This window comes from Rubrivivax soli, assembly GCF_049810355.1.
In the GTDB taxonomy this organism is placed as follows: domain Bacteria; phylum Pseudomonadota; class Gammaproteobacteria; order Burkholderiales; family Burkholderiaceae_C; genus Rubrivivax.
In genome coordinates, this window is sequence record NZ_CP187368.1 from 3898721 (window position 1) to 3919980 (window position 21260).

15 protein-coding genes are annotated in these 21260 nt (G+C 66.3%); 10 read left to right on the forward strand and 5 right to left on the reverse strand.

What is annotated here, in order from left to right; translation table 11 throughout:
• Positions 1-37: 37 nt before the first annotated feature.
• From ACPOLB_RS17840 to ACPOLB_RS17885, 10 genes are all read left to right on the forward strand, one after another.
• Positions 38-1318: a nucleotide sugar dehydrogenase gene (locus ACPOLB_RS17840; RefSeq protein ID WP_425257362.1), complete on the forward strand. Its 1281-nt coding sequence runs from the start codon at positions 38-40 to the stop codon at positions 1316-1318.
• 108 nt (positions 1319-1426) lie between these two features.
• Complete coding sequence (locus tag ACPOLB_RS17845) at positions 1427-2524, forward strand: TIGR03088 family PEP-CTERM/XrtA system glycosyltransferase (protein ID WP_425257363.1); 1098 nt, start codon at positions 1427-1429, stop codon at positions 2522-2524.
• A gap of 3 nt (positions 2525-2527) precedes the next feature.
• Positions 2528-4444 (forward strand): XrtA/PEP-CTERM system amidotransferase, encoded by a 1917-nt coding sequence (locus ACPOLB_RS17850; protein WP_425257364.1) that lies wholly within the window; start codon positions 2528-2530, stop codon positions 4442-4444.
• Positions 4445-4453: 9 nt separating this feature from the next.
• A complete protein-coding gene (locus ACPOLB_RS17855) occupies positions 4454-5653 on the forward strand; it encodes a glycosyltransferase family 4 protein (RefSeq protein WP_425257365.1) in 1200 nt (399 codons plus the stop codon).
• Positions 5650-6876: a TIGR03087 family PEP-CTERM/XrtA system glycosyltransferase gene (locus tag ACPOLB_RS17860; protein WP_425257366.1), complete on the forward strand. Its 1227-nt coding sequence runs from the start codon at positions 5650-5652 to the stop codon at positions 6874-6876. Before ACPOLB_RS17855 ends, ACPOLB_RS17860 begins: the two co-directional genes overlap by 4 nt.
• On the forward strand, positions 6873-8189 hold the full coding sequence (locus ACPOLB_RS17865) for a nucleotide sugar dehydrogenase (protein ID WP_425257367.1): 1317 nt from the start codon (positions 6873-6875) through the stop codon (positions 8187-8189). Before ACPOLB_RS17860 ends, ACPOLB_RS17865 begins: the two co-directional genes overlap by 4 nt.
• A gap of 38 nt (positions 8190-8227) precedes the next feature.
• Positions 8228-9580, forward strand: a complete 1353-nt coding sequence (locus ACPOLB_RS17870; RefSeq protein ID WP_425257368.1) for a putative O-glycosylation ligase, exosortase A system-associated — start codon at positions 8228-8230, stop codon at positions 9578-9580.
• Positions 9552-10274 (forward strand): class I SAM-dependent methyltransferase, encoded by a 723-nt coding sequence (locus ACPOLB_RS17875; RefSeq protein WP_425257369.1) that lies wholly within the window; start codon positions 9552-9554, stop codon positions 10272-10274. Before ACPOLB_RS17870 ends, ACPOLB_RS17875 begins: the two co-directional genes overlap by 29 nt.
• The gene (locus ACPOLB_RS17880; RefSeq protein WP_425257370.1) at positions 10271-11251 is read left to right on the forward strand and encodes a polysaccharide deacetylase family protein; all 981 of its coding nucleotides are present in this window, start codon (positions 10271-10273) and stop codon (positions 11249-11251) included. The genes ACPOLB_RS17875 and ACPOLB_RS17880 overlap by 4 nt, the downstream gene beginning before the upstream one ends.
• Before the next feature lie 137 nt (positions 11252-11388).
• Positions 11389-12603, forward strand: a complete 1215-nt coding sequence (locus tag ACPOLB_RS17885; RefSeq protein WP_425257371.1) for a glycosyltransferase — start codon at positions 11389-11391, stop codon at positions 12601-12603.
• A gap of 229 nt (positions 12604-12832) precedes the next feature.
• Here ACPOLB_RS17885 and ACPOLB_RS17890 read toward each other — a convergent pair whose 3' ends face one another.
• The 5 genes from ACPOLB_RS17890 to ACPOLB_RS17910 form a co-directional block, all read right to left on the reverse strand.
• Positions 12833-14617 (reverse strand): hypothetical protein, encoded by a 1785-nt coding sequence (locus ACPOLB_RS17890; protein ID WP_425257372.1) that lies wholly within the window; start codon positions 14615-14617, stop codon positions 12833-12835.
• A 232-nt stretch (positions 14618-14849) separates the two neighbouring features.
• Complete coding sequence (locus ACPOLB_RS17895; protein ID WP_425257373.1) at positions 14850-16769, reverse strand: PKD domain-containing protein; 1920 nt, start codon at positions 16767-16769, stop codon at positions 14850-14852.
• 236 nt (positions 16770-17005) lie between these two features.
• A complete protein-coding gene (locus ACPOLB_RS17900) occupies positions 17006-18709 on the reverse strand; it encodes an asparagine synthetase B family protein (protein WP_425257374.1) in 1704 nt (567 codons plus the stop codon).
• Positions 18710-18720: 11 nt separating this feature from the next.
• Positions 18721-19383 (reverse strand): hypothetical protein, encoded by a 663-nt coding sequence (locus ACPOLB_RS17905; RefSeq protein ID WP_425257375.1) that lies wholly within the window; start codon positions 19381-19383, stop codon positions 18721-18723.
• Positions 19384-19483: 100 nt separating this feature from the next.
• Positions 19484-20950, reverse strand: coding sequence for an oligosaccharide flippase family protein (locus tag ACPOLB_RS17910; RefSeq protein WP_425257376.1), 1467 nt, complete (start codon positions 20948-20950; stop codon positions 19484-19486).
• Between the last annotated feature and the right edge of the window lie 310 nt (positions 20951-21260).

Here is a 21260-nt window from a genome sequence, read left to right on the forward strand (position 1 = left end):
CAACTGCATCTTCCATCGACTCCCGATCATCACCAACATGCAAACACTCGCAGTTATTGGACTGGGCTACGTCGGCCTGCCGCTTGTCGTCGAATTCGGCAAGCAGATTCGCACCATCGGTTTCGACATCGCTCAGCACAAGGTGGATGCCTGCCGGCGCGGAACCGATCCATCCCGCGAGCTCAGCGACGCGGAGGTGCAAGCGGCCCATCACGCCGTCTACTCCAGCGACCCGAAGACGCTTGCCGAAGCAGACGTCATCATCGTCGCCGTGCCCACGCCGGTGGACGAGGCCCACATCCCCGACTTCCGCCCGCTGATCGGCTCGTCCACCAGCGTCGGCCGCCACATGAAGAAGGGTGCCATCGTCGTGTACGAGAGCACCGTGTACCCGGGCGCCACGGAAGAGGTGTGCATCCCCGTGCTCGAGCGCGAGTCCGGCATGAAGTGGAAGCAGGATTTCTTCGTCGGCTACAGCCCCGAGCGCATCAACCCGGGCGACAAGGAACACACGCTCACCAAGATCCTGAAGATCGTCAGCGGCGACACGCCCGAGACGCTGGAGAAGGTGGCGCAGGTCTACGAGAAGATCATCGTCCCGGGCGTGCACCGCGCCAGTTCCATCAAGGCCGCCGAAGCCGCCAAGGTCATCGAGAACACGCAGCGCGACCTGAACATCGCGCTGATGAACGAACTCGCCATCATCTTCGACAAGCTGGGCATCGACACCAGCGAGGTGCTGCAAGCAGCTGGCACGAAGTGGAACTTCCTGAAGTTCAAGCCGGGTCTGGTGGGTGGCCACTGCATCGGCGTGGACCCGTACTACCTGACGCACAAGGCCGAGATGCTTGGCTACCACCCGCAGGTCATCCTGGCCGGGCGCCGCATCAACGACGGCATGGGCAAGTTCATTGCCGAGCAGACGATCAAGAACATGATCGCCTCCGGAAGCACGATCAAGGGCGCGAAGGTCAACGTCCTGGGTCTGACGTTCAAGGAGAACTGCGGTGACCTGCGCAACAGCCGCGTGATCGACATCATCCACGAGTTGCGGAGCTATGGCGTGGACGTGCATGTCACCGATCCCCAGGCAGAAGCCGACGAGGCACTGCAGGAGTATGGCGTTCAGCTGGAGGACTGGGACACATTGCCTTGTGCCGATGCCGTTGTGGCGGCGGTGGCGCACCGCGAGTTCGCGGCGCTGGCGCCCAGTGCTATGGCTCGCAAGCTGGTGCGGGGCGGCACGTTTGTCGACGTGAAAGCGATGTTCGATGCTCAGGCACTACGTGACGCCGGTTTCCGTGTCTGGCGCCTATGAAGTGCGTGGGGCTGGGTCCAGCATGCTGAGCCCCCGGTGAATGCTGACCCGCGACCGCTGGTGCTGCACGTGGTTCACCGCTTCGACACCGGCGGCCTCGAGAACGGCTTGGCCAACCTCATCAACCACATGCCGGCCTCGGCCTACCGGCATGCGGTGGTGGCGCTGACCGAAGTCACTGCCTTTCGCAGCCGCATCGTGCGCGACGACGTCACCTTCGTCTCGATGCGCAAGGCGCCCGGACACGGCCTGCGCCAGTACGTCCCGTTCTGGCGGCTGTTGCGCCAGCTGCGTCCGGCGGTCGTGCACACGCGCAACCTCGGGCCGCTGGAGATGCAGGTGCCGGCAGCTGTCGCGCGTGTGCCCGTGCGGGTGCATGGCGAGCATGGCCGCGAGCTCAACGACCTGGACGGCAGCAACCGCCGGCTGCAGCGCGTGCGGCGTCTGTACGCGCCGTTCGTGCACCGCTACGTGGCGCTGTCGTGCGACCTGGAGCAGTACCTGGTCTCCCGCGTCGGCATAGCGCCCGGCCGCATCAGCCAGATCTACAACGGCGTCGACGCCGAGCGGTTCCGGCCGGCAGCAGGTCCGCAGCCGGCGATTTCCGGCTGTCCCTTCGGCGCGCCGCAGCACTGGCTGCTGGGCACCGTGGGCCGTATGCAGGGGGTGAAGGACCAGACGCTGCTGGCACACGCCTTCGTGCAGGCCCTGCAGCAGCACCCCGCGCTACGCGCGCGGCTGCGGCTGCTGATGGTGGGCGACGGGCCGCTGCGCGCGCAGGCGCAGGCGGTGCTGCACGCCGCCGGCGTAGCCGATCTGGCTTGGCTGCCGGGCGAGCGCAGCGACGTGGCAGATGTCATGCGCGGCTTGAATTGTTTCGTGTTGCCGTCTCTGGCCGAGGGCATCTCCAATACCATTCTCGAGGCGATGGCCTGTGGTCAGCCCGTGATCGCCACCGCGGTAGGCGGCAACGTCGAATTGGTGGATCATGGCCGCACCGGCTTGCATGTGCCGGCCGCCGATGCCGCAGCGATGGCGCAGGCCATCGCCGCGATGGCGCTCGAGCCCGGGCGTGCGGTGGCGTTCGGCGCGGCGGGGCGCCTCGACGTCGAGCGCCGCTTCAGCCTGGCTTCAATGGTAGGCGCTTACCAGGCGCTCTACGACCGGCAGCTCGCGGCCGTGCACTACGACAGAAGGAACGCCTGAACCATGTGTGGCATCACCGGCATCTTCGACACGGTCTCGGCGCGCCCGATCGCGCAGGCAGTGCTTCAGCGCATGAACGAGTCGCAGCACCACCGTGGCCCGGACGAAGGCAGCCTGCACATCGAGCCCGGCGTTGGCCTCGGCCACAAGCGGCTCTCGATCATCGACGTCGCCACCGGCCAGCAGCCGCTGTTCAATGAAGACGGCTCGGTCGTCGTCGTCTTCAACGGCGAGATCTACAACTATCAGGAGCTGATCCCGGAACTGCAGGCGCTGGGACACGTGTTCCACACGCGCAGCGACACCGAGTGCATCGTGCATGCCTGGGAGTCCTGGGGCGAGGACTGTGTCAAGCGCTTCCGCGGCATGTTCGCGTTTGCACTTTGGGACCGCAACCGCCAGTCGTTCTTCCTGGCGCGCGACCGCCTGGGCGTGAAGCCGATGTTCTACGCGCTGCTGGACGACGGCACGCTGCTGTTCGGCTCGGAGCTGAAGTCGCTCCTGGCCCATGGCGGCGTGCATCGTGACATCGACCCCTACGCGGTGGAAGAGTACTTCGCGCTCGGCTACGTGCCCGAGCCGCGCACGATCTTCAAGCAGGCCAAGAAGCTGCCGCCGGCGCACACGCTGGTCATCCGTCGTGGCCAGCCAATACAGGTACCACGCGAGTACTGGGACGTGCGCTTCTCACTGGACAACCGCATCAGCGAGACCGATGCGCAGCATGAACTGATCGCACGCCTGGACGAATCGGTGCGACTGCGCATGATCGCCGAGGTGCCGCTGGGCGCCTTTCTCTCGGGCGGTGTCGATTCGAGTGCGGTGGTCGCGTCGATGGCGCGGTTGTCCGACGGCGCCGTGAACACCTGCTCGATCGGCTTCGACGACCCTGCCTTCAACGAGTCCGAGTACGCGCAGATGGTTGCCGATCGCTACCAGACGCGGCACTTCCAGAAGACCGTGCGCAGCGACGACGTCGACCTCATCGACACGCTGGCGCACCTGTACGACGAGCCCTTCGCAGACAGTTCGGCGATCCCGACCTACCGCGTCAGCGAGCTCACGCGCCAGCGCGTCACCGTGGCCTTGTCGGGCGACGGCGGCGACGAGACCTTCGGCGGTTACCGCCGCTACCGCCTGCACATGATGGAAGAGGGCATGCGCAGCGCACTGCCCGACAGCCTGCGTCGGCCTTTGTTCGGTCTGCTCGGTCGTGTGTACCCGAAGGCCGATTGGGCGCCGCGCATGTTCCGCGCCAAGACCACGTTCGAAGGCATGGCACGCACCTCGGTCGAGGCCTACTTCCACAGCATGAGCTTCGTGCGCGGGTCGATCCGCAGCCAGCTCTTCAGCAAGGCGCTGAAGTCGCAGCTGGCGGGCTACAGCGCCGAGGAGGTGTTCCATCATCACGCGCGCAAGGCTGGTACCGACGACCCGCTGGCGTTGATCCAGTACATCGACACCCACACCTACCTCGTGGGGGACATCAACACCAAGGTCGACCGCGCCAGCATGGCGCACTCGCTCGAAGTGCGCGAGCCGCTGATGGACCACCAGCTCGTCGAATGGGTGGCGACGCTGCCGTCGTCGTACAAACTGCGCGGCCCGGTGGGTAAGGTGCTGCTGAAGAAGGCCAACGAACCCTACCTGCCCGCCGACGTGCTGTACCGCCAGAAGATGGGCTTCGCGGTGCCGCTGGCGCGCTGGTTCCGCGGCCCGCTGCGCGAGCGCGTGCGCGAGGCGCTGCTGGAGGGGCCGATGCTCGACTGCGGCCTGTTCGAGCCGACTGCCATCCGCGACCTCGTCGACCAGCACCAGGCGGGCAAGCGCGACTTCGCCACGCCGATCTGGACGCTGTTGATGTTCGACGCCTTCCTGCGCTGCACCATGGGCCAGACACGCACGGCCCTGGCCGCCTGATTCCCCCGCATGGCCGGCGACGTCCGCATCCTGCTGTTCTCGTCGCTGTATCCCAGCAGCGCGCGGCCGCTGCATGGCATCTTCGTCGAGACGCGGCTGCGCGAACTGCTGCGCAACGGCGGCGTGCAGGCGCGCGTGGTGGCGCCAGTGCCGTGGTTCTGGTCGACCGACCTGCGGCATGGCCGCTACGCCGACCTCGCTCGCACGCCGCGGCGCGAAGTGCACAACGGTATCGAGGTGAGCCACCCGCGCTACCCGACGCTGCCCAAGATCGGCATGACGCTGGCGCCCTTTTTCATGGCCCTGGGCGCGCGTGCAGCGCTGCGCGAGGTCCAGCGCGAAGGCTTCGACTTCGACCTCATCGACGCACACTACTACTACCCCGACGGCGTCGCCGCTGCGATTCTTGCCTGGTGGTTCGCCAAGCCACTGGTCGTCACCGCACGTGGCACCGACGTCAATCTCATTCCCAACCACCGCCTGCCGCGGCTGCTGATCCAGTGGGCGGCGCGGCGAGCGGGCGCTTCGATCGGCGTCTCGGCGGCGCTGGTCGAGCGCATGCGCGAGCTGCACATGGACGCCGACCGGCTGCACGTGATGCGCAACGGCGTCGACGCGCAGCGTTTCCGCCCGCTGCCGATGGCGCAGGCACGCGCCACGCTCGGGCTGGCCGGCGACCCCGTGCTGCTGGGCGTGGGCAACTTGTACGAGCACAAGGGCCAGCGGCTGGTGGTAGAGGCTTTCGCGCGGCTTGCGCAGCGGCGGCCGCAGGCGACTCTGCTGCTGGTCGGCGACGGGCCCGACCGCGAACTGCTGCGCCAGTCGGCCGTGCGCCTGGGACTTGGCGACCGCGTGCGCCTGGTCGGCACGGTCCCCAACACGGATCTGGCGGCCTGGTACAGCGCGGCCGACGTGATGGTGCTCGGCTCCAGCCGCGAGGGCTGGCCCAATGTGCTGCTCGAAGCCATGGCCTGCGGCACGCCTGTGGTGGCCAGCGCGGTCGGAGGCATTCCCGAGGTGGTTGCGTCGGCCGAGGTCGGCCGCGTCGTCGCCGAGCGCACGGCCGCGGCCTTCGAAGCCGCGATCGAGGAACTCCTGGAGGCCCGCCCCGACCGCACCCAGGTGCGTCGCTACGCAGAAGGCTTCGGCTGGGACCGCACCAGCCAGCAGCAGCTGCAACTCTTCAACACGCTGGTCGCCGCGGCATGAACATCCTCTACCTCTGCCACCGCTTCCCGTTCCCGCCCAAGCGCGGCGGCAAGATCCGGCCCTTCAACATGATCCGCCACCTCGGCGAGGCCGGGCACCGCGTGACGGTGTGTTCGCTGGCGCGTTCGCCGGCCGAAGCCGAGGAAGGCCGCGGCATCGCACCGCACTGCGCCGCCTTCGAGATGGGCATGGTGCGCGAGCCGCTGCAGTACGCGCGCATGGTGGCGCGACTGCCGCTGACGACGCCCTCGTCGATGGGCTACTTCTACTCGCCCGACCTCGCGCGGCGCGTGCGGCAACTGCTGCAGGCGCAGCGCTGGGACCTGATCTTCGTGCACTGCTCGTCGGTGGCGCAGTACGTCGCCGACGTGCAGGGCATCCCGAAGATCCTGGACTTCGGCGACATGGACTCGCAGAAGTGGCTGGAGTACGCGCACTACAAGCCGTTCCCGCTGTCGCTGGGCTATACGCTCGAAGGCCGCAAGATGCTGGCGGCCGAAAAGCGCCTGGCACGCCGCTTCGACCTCTGCACCGCGACCACGCGCGCCGAGTGGGAGACGCTGAACAGCTACGGCACCGGGGCCGCCACCGACTGGTTCCCGAACGGCGTCGATGCCGCGTTCTTCAGCCCCACCGATGGCGCCTACGACGCCGACACCATCAGCTTCATCGGCCGCATGGACTACTACCCGAACCAGGAGTGCATGGCGCGCTTCTGCCAGCAGGTGTGGCCGCTGCTGAAGCAGCGGCGGCCGACCATGAAGCTGCTGATCGTCGGGGCCGACCCCTCGCCGGCGATGCGCGCGCTCGGCGCGCTCGACGGCGTCACGGTCACCGGCTCAGTGCCCGACGTGCGGCCGTATATCCGCGGCTCGGCGCTGATGGTGGCCCCGCTGGCGATTGCACGCGGCACGCAGAACAAGATCCTGGAGGCCATGGCGATGGGCGTGCCGGTCGTCACCAGCACGGCTGCGGCGGGCGGCGTCGACGCCGAGGCGGAGCAGCACTTCCTGGTGGCTGACAGCCCGCCGGACATCGCCGCAGCTGTGCTGCGCATCGTCGAGCAGCCCGGCGAGCGCGCCCGCCTGGCCGCAGCCGGCCGCGAACGCATGCTCAGCCACCATGCCTGGTCACGGTCGATGCAGCGCCTGGACGCCATCATCGAACGTTGTCGCCAAGCCAGCGCCCCACAAGTTGTACAACGTATCGGAAGCATCGCATGAAAGTCAGCATCTTCGGCCTGGGCTATGTCGGCGCGGTGTCGCTGGCCTGCCTGTCGCGCGACGGCCACCAGGTGATCGGTGTCGACATCGACGCCTCCAAGCTCGAACTCATCCAGTCCGGCAGGACCCCGGTGGTCGAGGAGGGCATGGTCGAGCTGATGCAGAGCGTGGCTGCCAGCGGCCGTGTCAGCGTCACCACCGACACCGAACGCGCGGTGCTGGACAGCGAGATCTCGCTGGTCTGCGTCGGCACGCCCTCAGCCGCCAACGGCAGCCAGGACCAGGGCGCCGTGCTGCGCCTGGCCGAAGCCATGGGCCGCGCGCTGGCCAGGAAGACCGAGCCGCACGTTGTCGTGTTCCGCTCGACACTGGTGCCCGGCACCGTCGAAGACGTGCTGCGGCCGATCATCGAGAAGCACTCGGGCAAGAAGGACGGCGTCGACTTCCACCTGTGCTTCCAGCCCGAGTTCCTGCGCGAGGGCTCGTCGATCCGCGACTACGACAAGCCGCCCTTCACCGTGGTCGGCGCCAACCATCCGCAAGCCGCCGAGCGCCTGCGCGCGCTGTTCGGCCACCTGCCGTGCAAGTTCATCGAGACCTCGGTGCGCAGCGCCGAGATGATGAAGTACTGCTGCAACAACTTCCACGCGCTGAAGATCACCTTCGCCAACGAGACCGCACGCCTGTGCGGCGCGCTGGGCGTCGACGCCTTCGAGGTGATGGACTTGGTGTGCCAAGACACGCAGCTGAACATCTCGCGCGCCTACCTGAAGCCGGGCTTCGCGTTCGGCGGCTCGTGCCTGCCCAAGGACCTGCGTGCCACCAGCTACCTGGCCAAGACGCGCGACGTCGAGCTGCCGATGCTGTCGAGCATCCTGGCGTCCAACCAGGCGCACCTGCAGCAGGCTCTCGACAAGGTGCTGGCCAGCGGCTGCAAGCGGGTCGGCTTCATCGGCCTGTCGTTCAAGACCGGCACCGACGATCTGCGCGAGAGCCCGCTCGTGATGCTGGCCGAGCAGCTCATCGGCAAGGGCATCCAGCTGGCCGTGTATGACCCCGAGGTGCACCTGGCGCAGCTCTTGGGCGCCAACAAGCGCTACGTCGACCAGCACCTGCCGCACATCGGGCAGCTGGTGCGCGCCGACATCGCCTCGGTGATCGCGGACTCCGAGCTCGTGGTGGTGGGCCTGAGCGGCGCGGCGATCGAGGTCGCGCTGGTGCAGCACCTGCGGCCCGACCACCAGGTGCTCGACCTCGTGCGCCTGTCGGCGAGAGACCAGATCGCGGCCAAGGTGCAAGGCCTGTGCTGGTAGGCTCGCGCGCCACCGCCGCCCTGCACTGACACCGCCCCATGCGCGACATCGTCCTGGCCCTGTTCATCGCCGGTCTGCTGCCGATGATCGTCGCGCGCCCGTACCTGGGCGCGCTGGCCTGGGCCTGGATCTCGATGATGAACCCGCACACGCTGACCTACGGGTTCGCGCGCGGCGTGCCCTGGGCCATGATCATCGCGATCGCGACGCTGCTCGGCTTCCTGTTCACCAAGCACAAGAAGTCGTTGCCGCTGAACGGCGGCACGCTGCTCATCGGGCTTCTCATGGTGTGGATGAGCGTCACCAGTTTGTACGCGCTCAATCCTGACACTGGGGAGGTCTTGGATCGCTGGGTCTTCGCCTTCAAGGTCCTGTTCATGCTGTTCGTCACTTTCATGCTGCTGCGCGGGCGCCAGCAGATTGAATGGCTGATATGGACGATGGTGGTCTCAGTTGGGTTTTACGGGGCAAAGGGAGGACTGTGGACCGTACTGACAGGTGGCGGAGGGCGCGTGTGGGGCCCCCCCGGAGGGACGCTTGCTGGCAACAATGAACTGGCCATCGGCTTGATCATCTTGTTGCCTTGGATGTACTACTTGCGCCAAGTATCGAAGAACAGATGGTCGCGTCGGGCTACAACTGTGGCCATGCTGCTTGTGGCATTTGGCATTCTTGGCTCGCAGTCGCGGGGGGCTTTGTTGGCCGTGCTGGCTGTCGCCGTAACACTGGGCTGGAAGAGCAAGAACTTCATTCGTACGTCTCTTGCGCTGTTGGTCGTGGGTTCAGCCGCCATCGCGTTCATGCCCGAGTCTTGGACTTCGCGCATGGATACGATCAGCACCTATCAGGCAGATACGTCTGCAATGTCGCGCATCTGGACTTGGCATACCCTTTTCAATGTGGCGATTGATCGGCCATTGGTTGGTGCAGGATTTCGTGCTGACAATCTTGCGGTGTTCTCGGCCTATGCGCCCTTTGATGGCTACGAGATCGTTCAAGGCACGGTCTACGTGGCACACAGCATCTATTTCCAGGCTCTGGGCGAACATGGCTTCGTTGGTCTTGGGCTCTATCTGTTGCTCGGAGCGTGGACCTGGTTCGCCGCTGGTCGACTCGCCCGCACGACACAGAAGGAACCCGATCTGGGCGAGTGGGTGCCGCTGCTGATGCGCATGACGCAGGCCAGCCTGGTCGGCTTCGCCGTCGGCGGCGCATTCCTGTCCATGATGCTGACCGATCTGACGTACTACATCCCCGGGGTCGTGATCCTCGTGCACGCAACGGTGGCGGAGCACCGCAAGCGCGCGGCTGCACGCGCCGTGGCGGCGCCCCCCATGTCCCCACTTGAAGGAGCGAGGTCCCATGTCCTCCCTGGCCGTTCGTCTGCGTGACCGCTTCTACGCGAACGATGCGCATCCTTACCGCATCTTCGAACGGACGGTAGCCGCCGCGCTGCGCAGCCCGCAGGACACGCTGCTCGATGCTGGCTGCGGCCGCACGGTGCCGGTGCTGCGGCGCTTTGCCGGCCGTGCCGGCCGGCTCATCGGCGTGGAGCTGGTGGACTTCACCGAGGTGCCCCCGGGCATCGAGACCTACAAGACCGATCTCGCGCACCTGCCGCTGCCGGATGCCTGCGTGGACCTGATCATGTCGCGCAGCGTCTTCGAGCACCTCACCGATCCCGATGCGGTCTACCGCGAACTGGCGCGCGTGCTCAAGCCTGGCGGGCGCATCGTGTTCCTCACCGCCAACCTGTGGGACTACGGCACGATGGTCGCGCGGCTGGTGCCCAACCGCCACCATGCCAAGGTGGTGAAGACGGTCGAGGGACGTGCCGAGGAAGACACCTTCCCCACCGCCTACCGCACCAACACCCGGCGCGATGTCTGTCGCCTGTCGGCCGCGGCCGGCCTGCGCGTGACCGGGTTCGAGTACCTCAGCCAGTACCCGAACTACCTGATGTTCAACGGCGTGCTGTTCTTCCTGGGCATGTGCTACGAGAAGCTGATCGCACGCTTCGATGCGCTGCGGCTGCTGCGGGGCTGGATCCTGGTGACGCTGGAAAAGCCGGCGCAGCCGCAATGAGCATGGGCCTGCAGGACCGCGGCGTCGCCGGCGCCGCGCGCGCGTTGGCCTGGGCGGCCGGTGCCGCGCGCGGCGCGCGGCTGTCGACCCTCATCTTCCACCGCGTGCTGCGCGAGCCGGACCCGATCTTCCCGCTGGAGCTCGACGCCCGGCGCTTCGAGCGGCTGATGCGCATCGTCGCCGCTGCGTTCGACGTGCTGCCGCTGCACGCAGCCACGGCCCGCCTGGCGTCCGGCGACCTGCCGCCGCGTGCGCTGACGATCAGCTTCGACGACGGCTACGCCGACAACCACGACGTGGCGCTGCCCATCCTGCAGCGCCTGGGCTTGCCGGCCACCATCTTCATCGCGACGTCGTTCCTCGACGGCGGCCGCATGTGGAACGACACCGTCATCGAGTGCGTGCGCCGCACCCGGCTGGAGCGTCTGGACCTGGCCGAGTTCGGCCTGCCGGTGCTGCCCTGCGGCTCGGCGGCAGAGCGCCGGCGTGTCATCGACCAGCTTCTGCCGGTGGTGAAGTACCGCCCGCCGGCCGATCGCGAGCCGCTGCTGCAGCGGCTGTGGGTGCTGTGCGGGCAGCCTGCGCTGCCGCAGGACCTGATGATGCGCAGCGACCAGGTGCGTGCTCTGCCGAAGGCCGGCATCGACGTCGGCGCGCACACGGTGCACCACCCCATCCTGCGCACCTTGCCCGACGACGAGGCCCGGGCCGAGATGCGGGGCAGCCGCGAACGCCTGCAGCAGATCCTCGATGCGCCGGTGGCGCTGTTCGCCTACCCCAACGGCCGGCCGGGCACCGACTACGACGACCGCCACGCGGCGATGGCGCGCAGCCTGGGGTTTGCTGCCGCGGTCTCCACCCGCCCCGGTGTCGCGAAGGCTGGCGACGATCTGTTCCAGTTGCCGCGCTTCACGCCCTGGGAGCCGAACCCAAGGCGCTGGGCAATCAGTCTCGCGCTGAGCCATGTGCGCGGATAGAGAGAGCATAGCCAGTGGTCTTTCACCTTCGTTTGGCGCCGAGAGTGCGCTTCAAAGGCAGTCTGGCCTCACGATTGAAGGCTGCATCGCCGGATGCTGGAGCACGTTTGCCACTGCTCGGCGGCGGTGAGAGTGCGATGAAACAGAGAATCCAACCCGAACAGCACAGCTCTTACACGATGCGCATCCTGTATCACCACCGCATAGCGTCGAAGGACGGTCAGATTACTCACATCGAGGAGATGGTGGAGGCGATGCGTGCGCTGGGGCACGATGTCCGCCTTGTCGGGCCCGAGGTACACCACTCCGACACTGGACAGGGTGGAAGTGCGGGATGGGTCGGAAGGCTGAAGAAGGCGCTGCCTGGGGCTGCATATGAGCTCGCGGAAGCTGCGTATTCACTTGTGGCATATCGGCGCTTGTGCCGTGCCATTGCCGATTTTCGTCCGGATGTCATCTACGAGCGCTACTCGCTCTACCAACCTGCAGGCGTTTGGGCCAGCAAGAGTACGGGGAAACCGCTCCTTTTGGAGGTGAACGCTCCCTATGCGATTGCCCGCCGGAAGTATGGCAACCTGAAACTTGGTTGGCTCGCTGATCGTTTTGAGCGCTACACATTTCGAGGCGCGGAGCGCGTCTTTCCTGTCACGCAGGTCCTTGGCGAGTTTCTTCAGTCCATGGGCGTCGAAGCGAGTCGTATTCGGGTTGTTCCGAACGGGATCAATCCAAAGGACTTCGAGGCGCTCCCCACCGCCGAGGCTGCGAAGGCCAAGCTTGGTCTTTCGGGCAAGACGGTCATTGGCTTCATCGGCTTTGTTCGTGAGTGGGATCAATTGGATCGAATCGTCGATTGGTTGGCGCAACGGCCAGTGGATGATCGGGTCGTGTTGTTGGTCGTTGGCGACGGGCCAGTTCGCCCTGCTCTAGAGGCCCAGGCTCGGCGCCTGGGAGTCGTCGACAAACTGCACTTCACTGGTGTGGTGGCTCGCGCTGATGTGCCGGCGGCGGCCATGGCCTTTGACGTGGCTCTGCAGACTGCACTCGTGCCATACGCTTCGCCGCTGTGCCTCTTCGAGTACATGGCTCTGGGTAAAGCCATCCTGGCGCCAGATCAGCCGAATCACCATGAGGTGCTCACTCGCGGTGTCGATTGTGAAATGTACGAGCCTGCTGTTATGGGCAGCATCGAAGCCAAATTGAATGAAATGGTCAGCGATCGTGAGCGCTGCCTCGCGCTAGGCGTAGCGGCAGGTCAGACGCTTCGAACCCGGCAATTCGTCTGGGAAGGGAACGCTCGCAAGGTAATCGCCGAGGCTGCCGCACTCATTCCGGTGCGAGGTAGTGGGCGCTAGCAGCAGGTTCCTTCGGAGCAAAGCGCTCAGAAGTTCACGCTTTGTGCGCAAGTTGCGTTGCTGGTACGGCAGCCGAACGGCAGTGAGACGTTCGATCGGAGTTATGTCGAATCCAGCGCTGTGAATGAGTTCTAAGGAAGAAAGGCGATAACGCTTCGCGCTGCTGGCCACTCGATGTGGCGCGCGTTCACATTGCTGTGGATTTGGCGCTGAAGTTGGCGCTGGATCTCTACAGCAGTTTCATCGGTCCGATGTACTCCTTGGCCCAGACCAGACCCGTGTAGAAGCTGGTGCGGTCAACTGAAGTGAGCGTCTTGCCGCCGTGGAACCAGTTCAGCCAGATGCCGCGCACGCCGAGTTCGCGACACGGGCGTGTCCGGTTCTCGATGTACGGATAGTTGCTCAGCGGCAGTGTTCGGAAGACCATGCCGGTACGCTCGTACACCATGCGGCCGTCGATCCAAGCTCGGAGCTCGCCGTCGGGCAAGTAACCCGGCGCACCGGTCATCACAGTGTTGAGCTTCAATTCGGTTTCGACGCAGTACCACTGCCCTGCGTACAGCATGCCGCCGAGGCCGCCGCGCTGGCCCCAGTTCTGGGTTGCAGCAGACTGACTGCCATAGTTATGCCCCGCCGGATTCTTGTAATTGAAGTCGTACAGGTGGAAGCCAGCTGCCCAGCCGCCTTCGTCGGGGCCCGCCGTCCCGGCATCGCAGTCGTACCAGGAGTGGCGCATCTGCCAGCCGTCGCCACCACCGGACGAGCCGCTGACGCCGCCGTAGTAGGTCGAGTGGTCTGGCGCGATGCCGAACTTGCCCGCCATCGTCGTCCAGTCGGCCTTGCCGGCCTCGTTGTAGACGTGGTACCGCTTGGCCGCTGTCGTGGCGTACGGCGTGCCCAACCGGAAGTAGTAGCGCACGAAGATGCGGCCGAGGCGGCCGAACAGGTCCTCGGGCAGGAAGATCATGCTGTTGGCCGCGCCCGAACCCGAGTAGCCCACGACGCTGCCGTCGCGCACGCCGGCTTCTGCCGGCAGCGGGATGCGCAGCGCGCCCAGGCCTGGCGCCAGCGGCTCGAAGCCGTCGCCGCGGTAGGACGAATCCACCACGCTCCAGCTGCTGTCGGCGTTGATCCACTTGCCCAGACCGACGTGCGGGAACTTGCTCAGGTCGGTCGGGCCGGTGCCGTAGATGGCGGGGTCGTAGTTGCGTTCGGCGCTGTGGGTGCTGAGACCGGTGTGCACAAAGTCCGACAGCGGCAGGCCGTCCAGGTAGCGGTGCGCGCCGATCACTGCCGCGTGGCTCTCGATGCCCTGGTCCAGTACGCCGACGCTGGCGGCCAGGCCGGCCTGGCCGACATCGGGCGTGACCGGCGGGTCGAGCAAGAAGCCTTCGACGACCGGGTTCGCGCCGCTCCAGTGCTGCGTGATGACGAAGTGCAGCGTCGCCGAGGCGACCGCGGCGGAGGGCCGTTCGAACTCGACGAAGGCCGGCAGCGTGAACTCGGGGTTCGTGGTGTTGGGGCCGGTGGTGCTGCTGCTGTTGAGCGCCACCAGCCGGCAGGCCAACGTGGCCTTGCTGCCATCGCTGTAGGTGACCTCGATCTTCGGCGCCGCCTGGGTGGTGTTGAAGGGGCCCGCCAACACCCGCGGTGCGTTCCTGGCATCGAGCAGGAAGGCGTTCCAGCGGCCCGTGCTCTGCACGAACTGCAGCGCGGCCGTCACGTCGCCGTCGTAGCTGGCCGCGGCAGCGCCGCCCTGTACCTTGTCGACTGGCACCGAGAACCAGGGCCGGTTGCCGAACCGCACCTGGTCGCTGTCGAGCCAGTCGCCGCCCAGGCGCGTCCAGGCCCAGCCGGTCTGGTAGTCGACGTACTGGTGCGTGGGGCCGTAGCGGTCCCAGTAGAAGTCGTCGCCTTCGGGCAAGCGCTTGGGAATCACCTTCGCCGGCACGGACTGGAACAGGTAGGCCTGCGTCGTGCGGTACTTGCCCGTCGTGGCCGGAGGTAGCGGCACCGGGGTACCTCCCGTGCCGGAGCCCGGGATCGAACCACCCCCGCCGGCAGGTGGCGCTGGCGCTGGTGCCGGCGTCGAGGCCTCCGATGCGCCGCCACCACCACAGCCTGCGAGCCAGCTGCAACCCAGGGCCACGGCCGTCTTCAGGGCCTTGCGTCTTTCGATGGTGGTCATGTCGGTGTGTTCGCGGAAATGGGTTCGGCCGCAGGGCGCACCCCGCGCCGGCGGGCCGTCAGCCGTAGCGGAAGAAGAAGCCGGCCTCGTCGACGCTGTTGATGACGCCGCACACCCGTGCCGCGTCCCAGACGAAGAAGCGGCCGTAGGTGCCGTTGAGCGTCGCCGTGCTGGGCGTCACGGCGTTCGTCGCGCTGACCGGCAGCTCGTCGATGGTCCAGGTGCCGGTGCGCGGGTCGCCCGACGCCGGCGGCGTGACGCGCATCACCCGCGTGGTGGTGCCGGCGACGCTGTTATCCCAGGCCAGCACGGCGCCAAGCGACGCCGCCCAGCGCGGCTGGCACAGGCCGGGCCACAGGCCGGTGTCGAAGCCGGCCGGCGCCACCGTCGGCGCACCGGCGAAGGTGGGGAACGTGGTCGTCATGCCCTTGGCATACAGCACGCCGGTCTTCGGGTCGAACACGCCCCAGCCGCCGACGATGGACTGCGCACCCGAGTCGCGGCCGCCGTTGCCGACCAGGATCAGGTCGAGGCCGGGGATGTAGCACAGCGAGACGCTGCCCGAGAAGTAGACGGTGTCGCCGACGTCGGTCCAGTTGTCGTTGTCCGGGCCGCCCCAGCGCGAGAAGCGCGTGCTGCTGCTTGTGGGCATTTTCCAGACGCAGTTGCGCACCGGGTCGTAGACCGCCGCCGACCAGCCACCCGACGGTTCGTTGGCCTTGCTGCTGCCGACCACCGTGCGCTCGCCCGTGCTCTCGCTGACGATGTAGGGGCGCAGAAGGCCCGAGGTGGACGCGCCGCCGTGCGGGCTGAGCAGGATCTCGGTGGCCTGGCCGGGGCCGCGGCCGGGCCAGAAGAACTGGGCGTTGACGGTGTGCTTGGCACGCGGCCGGCCGTCGGAGTAATCGGCCTGCTGCGGCCCGGCGTGTTCCGCCGCGTAGTCCACGGGTGCCGTTCCAATGGCGCCGCTGGGTTTGCGCACGCGGCTGTAGGCCGGTATTGCGCGCTCCAGCGACAGCTTGTAGACGCCATTGGCGTAGTTGTCGTTGTGGCCGCCGGCGTCGACCCACCACATGGTGCCGGATTGCTCGTCCCAGGCCGCGCCGCACCAGGCGGTGATCATGCCAGCATGATTGCCAGCGATGCGCCAGGGAGCCGTGGCCGGGTGGTTGGGGTTGACCAGCGGATCGTTGTCGGGGTTCAGCGCCGCCAGCGTGTTGCTGGCCGGGATCACGCCCCAGCTGCCGATGCCGATGGCGCTCGGCCAGGTCACGACGATGGCCGAGAAGCCGAGCGCGGCCGGGTTGGCGAGGCCGCCGTTGTTAGTCAGCGCGATGGTCTTCGTGCCGGCGCTGGCTGCGGTGTACTGGAAGCTGGCCGTGCCCGTGCCGGGCGTCAGCGTGACGCTGGCCGGCATGAAGCTTCCACCGGCGCCCCCGTCGTTGGGTGTGACGGTGACGCTGCCCTGCAGCGGTGCATCGCTGCTGACGAAGAAGGGTGCCGACAGCCGGCCGGCGGCGGCCGAGCCCGGGCCGGTGATCGTCACGCGCGTGGCGGCCGCGGCGGTCACCACCAGCAGGCTGCTGCGGATTCCGGTGTCGGTGCCGCCAGGGCCGGTGACCGTCAGTCGCACGGTGTAGGTGCCGGCGGCCGTGTAGGTGTGGGTCGGTTTGCGCTGCGTGCTGCTGCTGCCGTCACCGAAGTCCCAGTTCCAGCTGTCGATGCTGCCCATGCTGCGATCGGCGAACGCGACGGCGAGCGGGGAGGTGCCGCTGGTGCGGTCGGCGCTGAAGTCGGCGACCGGTGCCGACGACGGCGGGGGCGGGGGTGAGCCCTGGGGCGTGGCCGGCACTTCACTGGCCGAGCTGCCACCTCCTCCGCATCCAGCCAGCGCTGTCGTCGCAGCCGCAGCCGCGGCATGCAGGATGTTCCTGCGCGTCACCGAATGCATCTTGAAGTCTCTCCCTCGGGTGGACATGCGCTGTGCGGTGCCCGGCTCGACAGCCAGGTCCACGCGTCACGCGGCATGTTCCATTCATCGGCACGATATGCGCCGGCGTGAGCGCCGAACCCGGCGATGTCGTCACAGAGTGTGAAAGCCGCAGGCTGCGCATGGGCGCCCCGACCGTTCGGCCGCGTGGCTCGGGCTGCAGCGGGTGCCAAGCACGCCGCGGGCCAGGCCCGGCGTGCACCGCGCAATAACCCGGCACGATGTCACGTTTCGACGCGGAACGTAGGTGCGTGCACCTGCAGCCACTGCTCGAGCATCATCAGCACCCAGACGATGCCGCCGTAGTAGTGCGGCGCCGAGGGCAGATGTTCGTGCAGCAGGCGCTGCACGAACTGCGGCTGCACCACCCCTCGTTGCGTTACGGCTTGTAGCGACTCGCTCGCCAGCCGGCGCAGCGGCTCGTCGCGCAGCAGCCACACGCCGAAGGGCAGGCCGAAGCCCTGCTTCTTCTTCGTGATGATCTCGTCGGGCAGGAAGCCGCGCAGCGCTTCCTTGAAGAACCAGCGCAGCGTGAAGCCCTTGAGCTTGTAGGCCGGCGGCAGCCGCATCGAGAACGCCAGCAGGTCGTCGTCGAGCAGCGGAAAGCCCACGTCCACGCCCGCCAGCGCCGCCGTGCCCACCACCTTGGGCAGGTCGTTCTCGGCCAGCGTGTAGCGCCAGTCGAAAGCCAGGTGCTGGTCGATCTCGTCGACGTGGCCGGTGGCGTCCCACACGGCCTGCTGTTGCGTCATCACGTTGGCGGGGTCGACTTGCGCCAGGAAGGCCGGCGTCAGCACTTCGCCGAAGCCCAGCCGGCGCAGCAGGTTGAAGGCCTGCATGCGCCCAGGAAGTGGCGTGTTGGCCTGGCGGATGTAGCCCGTGCCGCGCTTGAGCAGCGGCATGCGCCCCACCGCGCCGATCGAGAAGAACGGCTCCAGCAGGCCGCGGCGCACCACCTGCGGCACCTGCTGGTAGAAGCCGAACAGGCGCTGCGTCGCGTAGCGCGTGTTGCCCCCGAACAGTTCGTCGCCACCGTCGCCGGCGAGCAGCCGCGTGACGCCGTCGCCGGCGGCGTTCAGTGCGCAGTGGTAAGCCGGCACGGCCGACGAATTGCCGAACGGCTGGTCGTACGACGCCGCGACCTTGCCGATGCTGGCCACCAGGTCGGCCGGCGTCACGTAGTACTCGTGGTGCTCGGTGCGGTAGCGCTGCGCGGCGATGCGCGCGTAGGCCATTTCGTCGTAGCCCTCGGCCTCGAAGCCGATCGAGTAGGTGGCCGCCGGCTGGCCGGCCACTTCGCCGATCAGTCCGGCCACGGTGGAGCTGTCGGTGCCGCCGCTGAGGAAGCAGGCCGGCCGGCTGCCGTCGAGCTGGCGCCGCACGGCCTGGTGCAGCAGGCCGCGGAACTCCTCGCGCAGGTCATCGAACGACGGCCGCCGCTGCGGGGCGAAGGTGGGTGTCCAGTACGGCGCCACCGTGAGCCGGCCGTCGCGGAACAGCGCGTAGTGGCCCGGCGGCAGCCGGTGCACGCCCTGGTGCACGGTGCGCGGCGACGGGATGACGTGAAAGTACAGGTAATCGAACAGCGCCTGCGGATCGAGCTGCGCCGTGCCACCGCCCAAGCCGTCGGCCCGCGGTGCCACGCGCAGGGCCGTGCCCTCCACGCGGTAGCACAGCGACCGCGCCGCGAAGCGGTCGACCGCCAGGAAGACACTGCCGTCGTCCAGCGTCAGCGCGACGGAGAAGTCGCCGTCCACATGGCGGGCCGCCTGGGCCGGGCCGTGCAACTGCAGCAGACGGCGCCAGCGGTGTTCGGCGCTGTCGGTGGCGGCTCCGGCTTCGGCCGGGAACCGGGGTCGGCCCGCGGTCAGCGTCGGGACGCGGGCTGCGGTGGGCGCGAGCGTCGCACGCGCGTCGTGGTTGAGCATGGGTTCGGGTCTCAGGGTGTTGCGCTGGCGGCCGATGCGGCGGCGCGGGGGGACCTGGCGAACCGCGCGTGGTTTCCGCCCAGGCGTTCGTAGGCCTCTATCAGCGCGCGCTCAGTCGGCATGCGCTGCAGGCCTTCTTCCAGGTGGGCCAGAGCCTCCGTGCGCTTGCCCAGGCGTGCCAGAACGTCTGCCCAGCGCACGTAGGGTGGCCAGTAGTCGGGTTTGATCCTGCGCGCTGCTCCAAAGGCCTCAAACGCCGAACCGTTTGCGCCCAAGAGCACATACGCTTCACCCATCCGCGTCCAAACCTCCGGTAGCAGGACGAAATCAGGAGTGGAGTGCTGCACTACGTACCTGTAATCATTGATGGCCCAGCGATAGAGGGCTTCTCGCTCTTGCGGTCGCAAGCCCGCTGCCTTCGCTCGGTTGATGTAGATCAGCGCCCAACAGTAGTGGTGATGCGCCCAGAAGCTCTTTCCCATCAACCCGACCCAGTACGCGGCCCTAGGCGACGTGTTGTAGTGTTGGTCGCCGTATTGGAAGCCCTGTGTGTCTGGGCAGTACTCTGGCAGCAGTGCCATCTCGCCCGCTGTCACGTTCTGGGGTTTGAAGTCGGCGGATGCCGCCTCACAGAACAGCATTGCGCACACAAGGAAGAAGCTGGGGCGGATCATGAAGGCATGCAGCGAGGCGCTAGAGACTGGATCTGACAGTATTGTGGTGTGTGGACGCTTGAAGTCGTCGTGAGATTTGCGCTGTTTGCTCTCACTCCGGCTAAGGCCCTGCTCGCAGAGCAGAGTCAAGTCGCCGGCGTACGGTCTGCAGGACTCGCTGAACTTCAATCCACAGCGGATGGCGCAACCACCGCAAGCCAAGCAACCAGAGCAGCGTTGTCGCGGAGACGCCCAATACGACGTAGCGGACATAGTTCTGCTCATTGATTGGCCAGAGCGTGCTACACGCTGCCAAAGGACCTATCGCAAGCATCGTCAGGCGCAGGCTTGGACCAACGGCCCTCAGCACATGGGTCGGGCCAAGTCCGACATGACGCTGCAGTGCTGCATGCGCTAGCAGTGCGCCCGCCATTGCTGCGCCGACAAGGCCCCAGGCGGCACCGGCCAAACCAAATGGGATCACGCAAAGCACGCCCACGATACGAAGGCTTTGCGTCAGGATCTGAAGGGTGTTGCACTCCTTTACCTTGCCCAGTGAAAGTAGCGCCTCCTTGGCGGGGTAGTAGAGCAGTTCAATCGCTCCGGCAAGACACAGGAGTTGGGCAAGAGCGATGGCCGCTAGCCATTGCGTACCGTACATAACGCGAATCACGGCGAAAGCTGCCACTGCCATAAAGCCTAGGAACACCCATCCCACGGCTGTCAGGTACGACATGGTTCGCAGCAGTCCCTGCAATGGGCTGCCCTGCTCTCGCACAGATTGTGCAAAGTAGGGTAAGCAAATTGGTAGAACGGACCGGAGGACAAGGCGATTGAATATCTCCACTAGTCCCGATGCTCGACTGAAGATGCCGACTGCTGACATGTCGAGTACGCGACCGATCACCATCTCTGGTGCGCCTTTGCCAAGCTGCCCAAAGATGTAGATGCCACTTGCGAACTTTCCGAAGTCAATGACACGTCTAACGCCTCGAAGGCCTGGCCACCTAGGGAAATCGATAGGACGCACAAGTAAGGCGGTCGCGACCGTCACGGCAACCCCAGCAAGCGCTGCCCAAGCCATGCTCATGTAGCTGAATCCGCTGAGTGCCAAGCTGACGACCACAACAAACGAAACAATATTTGCCAGAAGGCCGCTAACGAGAATCGGTCGAAAGTTCATCTGGCGACGGAACCATGCCATCGTCACCGCGCCGAAAGGGATGAGCAGGAAAGTAAGCGCTTGAACGCGCATGACTTCGCCGACTCCATTGATACGATAAAAGTCTGCGATGATTGGCGAAAGGGCAAAGAGCAGAGTAGCCATTCCCCATGAGACAACGATATTGACCGTAAATGCGGCACGAATCGCATCGCTGCTCAACTCGCGTTCCTGGATCAAATACTCTGCTACACCAAAGTCACGAAAAGTACTCGCTAGGGCGGCAAAAACAGCCGCAACAGCGAAAACTCCAACCTCCTCTGGTGTCAATATTCGAGCAATAATTACTGTACTGGCGATCTGCAGCAACAAGCCGAGATAGCTATCCAAGGCAGAAAGTAACAATGACTTGCGTACGCTACCCATGGGGAACACGTCGCGTTTGGTCAGGAGTCGGGCCTCGCACCGAATGTCTTCGCGCCGGGACAGCTGGCGAGATAGTTTTGTCGGTAGCTGGCCTCACAACGACGAAATGAATGATACAACAACGGTCGGCACTACCCTCAATCGTAACGGGCTGCGGCCGCTGAGCGAGCGGATATTCTGGGGTATCATGGTACGAGCATTGCAGTGCGTACGTCAGCGATAAATCAGGCAGCGTATCGATCATCAATTGAGTTTCAACTGGGCAAGAACTGTCGGGTCCGGAGCCATTCCTGATTTGGACTGCTGGCAG

What these genes read in the sequence shown, in the direction of transcription:
- ACPOLB_RS17905 (WP_425257375.1), bottom strand. Translation starts at nt 19,383, where the DNA reads ATGATCCGCCCCAGCTTCTTCCTTGTGTGCGCAATGCTGTTCTGTGAG.
- ACPOLB_RS17910 (WP_425257376.1), bottom strand. Translation starts at nt 20,950, where the DNA reads ATGGGTAGCGTACGCAAGTCATTGTTACTTTCTGCCTTGGATAGCTAT.
- ACPOLB_RS17855 (WP_425257365.1), top strand. Translation starts at nt 4,454, where the DNA reads ATGGCCGGCGACGTCCGCATCCTGCTGTTCTCGTCGCTGTATCCCAGC.
- ACPOLB_RS17885 (WP_425257371.1), top strand. Translation starts at nt 11,389, where the DNA reads ATGAAACAGAGAATCCAACCCGAACAGCACAGCTCTTACACGATGCGC.
- ACPOLB_RS17840 (WP_425257362.1), top strand. Translation starts at nt 38, where the DNA reads ATGCAAACACTCGCAGTTATTGGACTGGGCTACGTCGGCCTGCCGCTT.
- ACPOLB_RS17900 (WP_425257374.1), bottom strand. Translation starts at nt 18,709, where the DNA reads ATGCTCAACCACGACGCGCGTGCGACGCTCGCGCCCACCGCAGCCCGC.
- ACPOLB_RS17865 (WP_425257367.1), top strand. Translation starts at nt 6,873, where the DNA reads ATGAAAGTCAGCATCTTCGGCCTGGGCTATGTCGGCGCGGTGTCGCTG.
- ACPOLB_RS17870 (WP_425257368.1), top strand. Translation starts at nt 8,228, where the DNA reads ATGCGCGACATCGTCCTGGCCCTGTTCATCGCCGGTCTGCTGCCGATG.
- ACPOLB_RS17880 (WP_425257370.1), top strand. Translation starts at nt 10,271, where the DNA reads ATGAGCATGGGCCTGCAGGACCGCGGCGTCGCCGGCGCCGCGCGCGCG.
- ACPOLB_RS17850 (WP_425257364.1), top strand. Translation starts at nt 2,528, where the DNA reads ATGTGTGGCATCACCGGCATCTTCGACACGGTCTCGGCGCGCCCGATC.
- ACPOLB_RS17875 (WP_425257369.1), top strand. Translation starts at nt 9,552, where the DNA reads ATGTCCTCCCTGGCCGTTCGTCTGCGTGACCGCTTCTACGCGAACGAT.
- ACPOLB_RS17895 (WP_425257373.1), bottom strand. Translation starts at nt 16,769, where the DNA reads ATGTCCACCCGAGGGAGAGACTTCAAGATGCATTCGGTGACGCGCAGG.
- ACPOLB_RS17860 (WP_425257366.1), top strand. Translation starts at nt 5,650, where the DNA reads ATGAACATCCTCTACCTCTGCCACCGCTTCCCGTTCCCGCCCAAGCGC.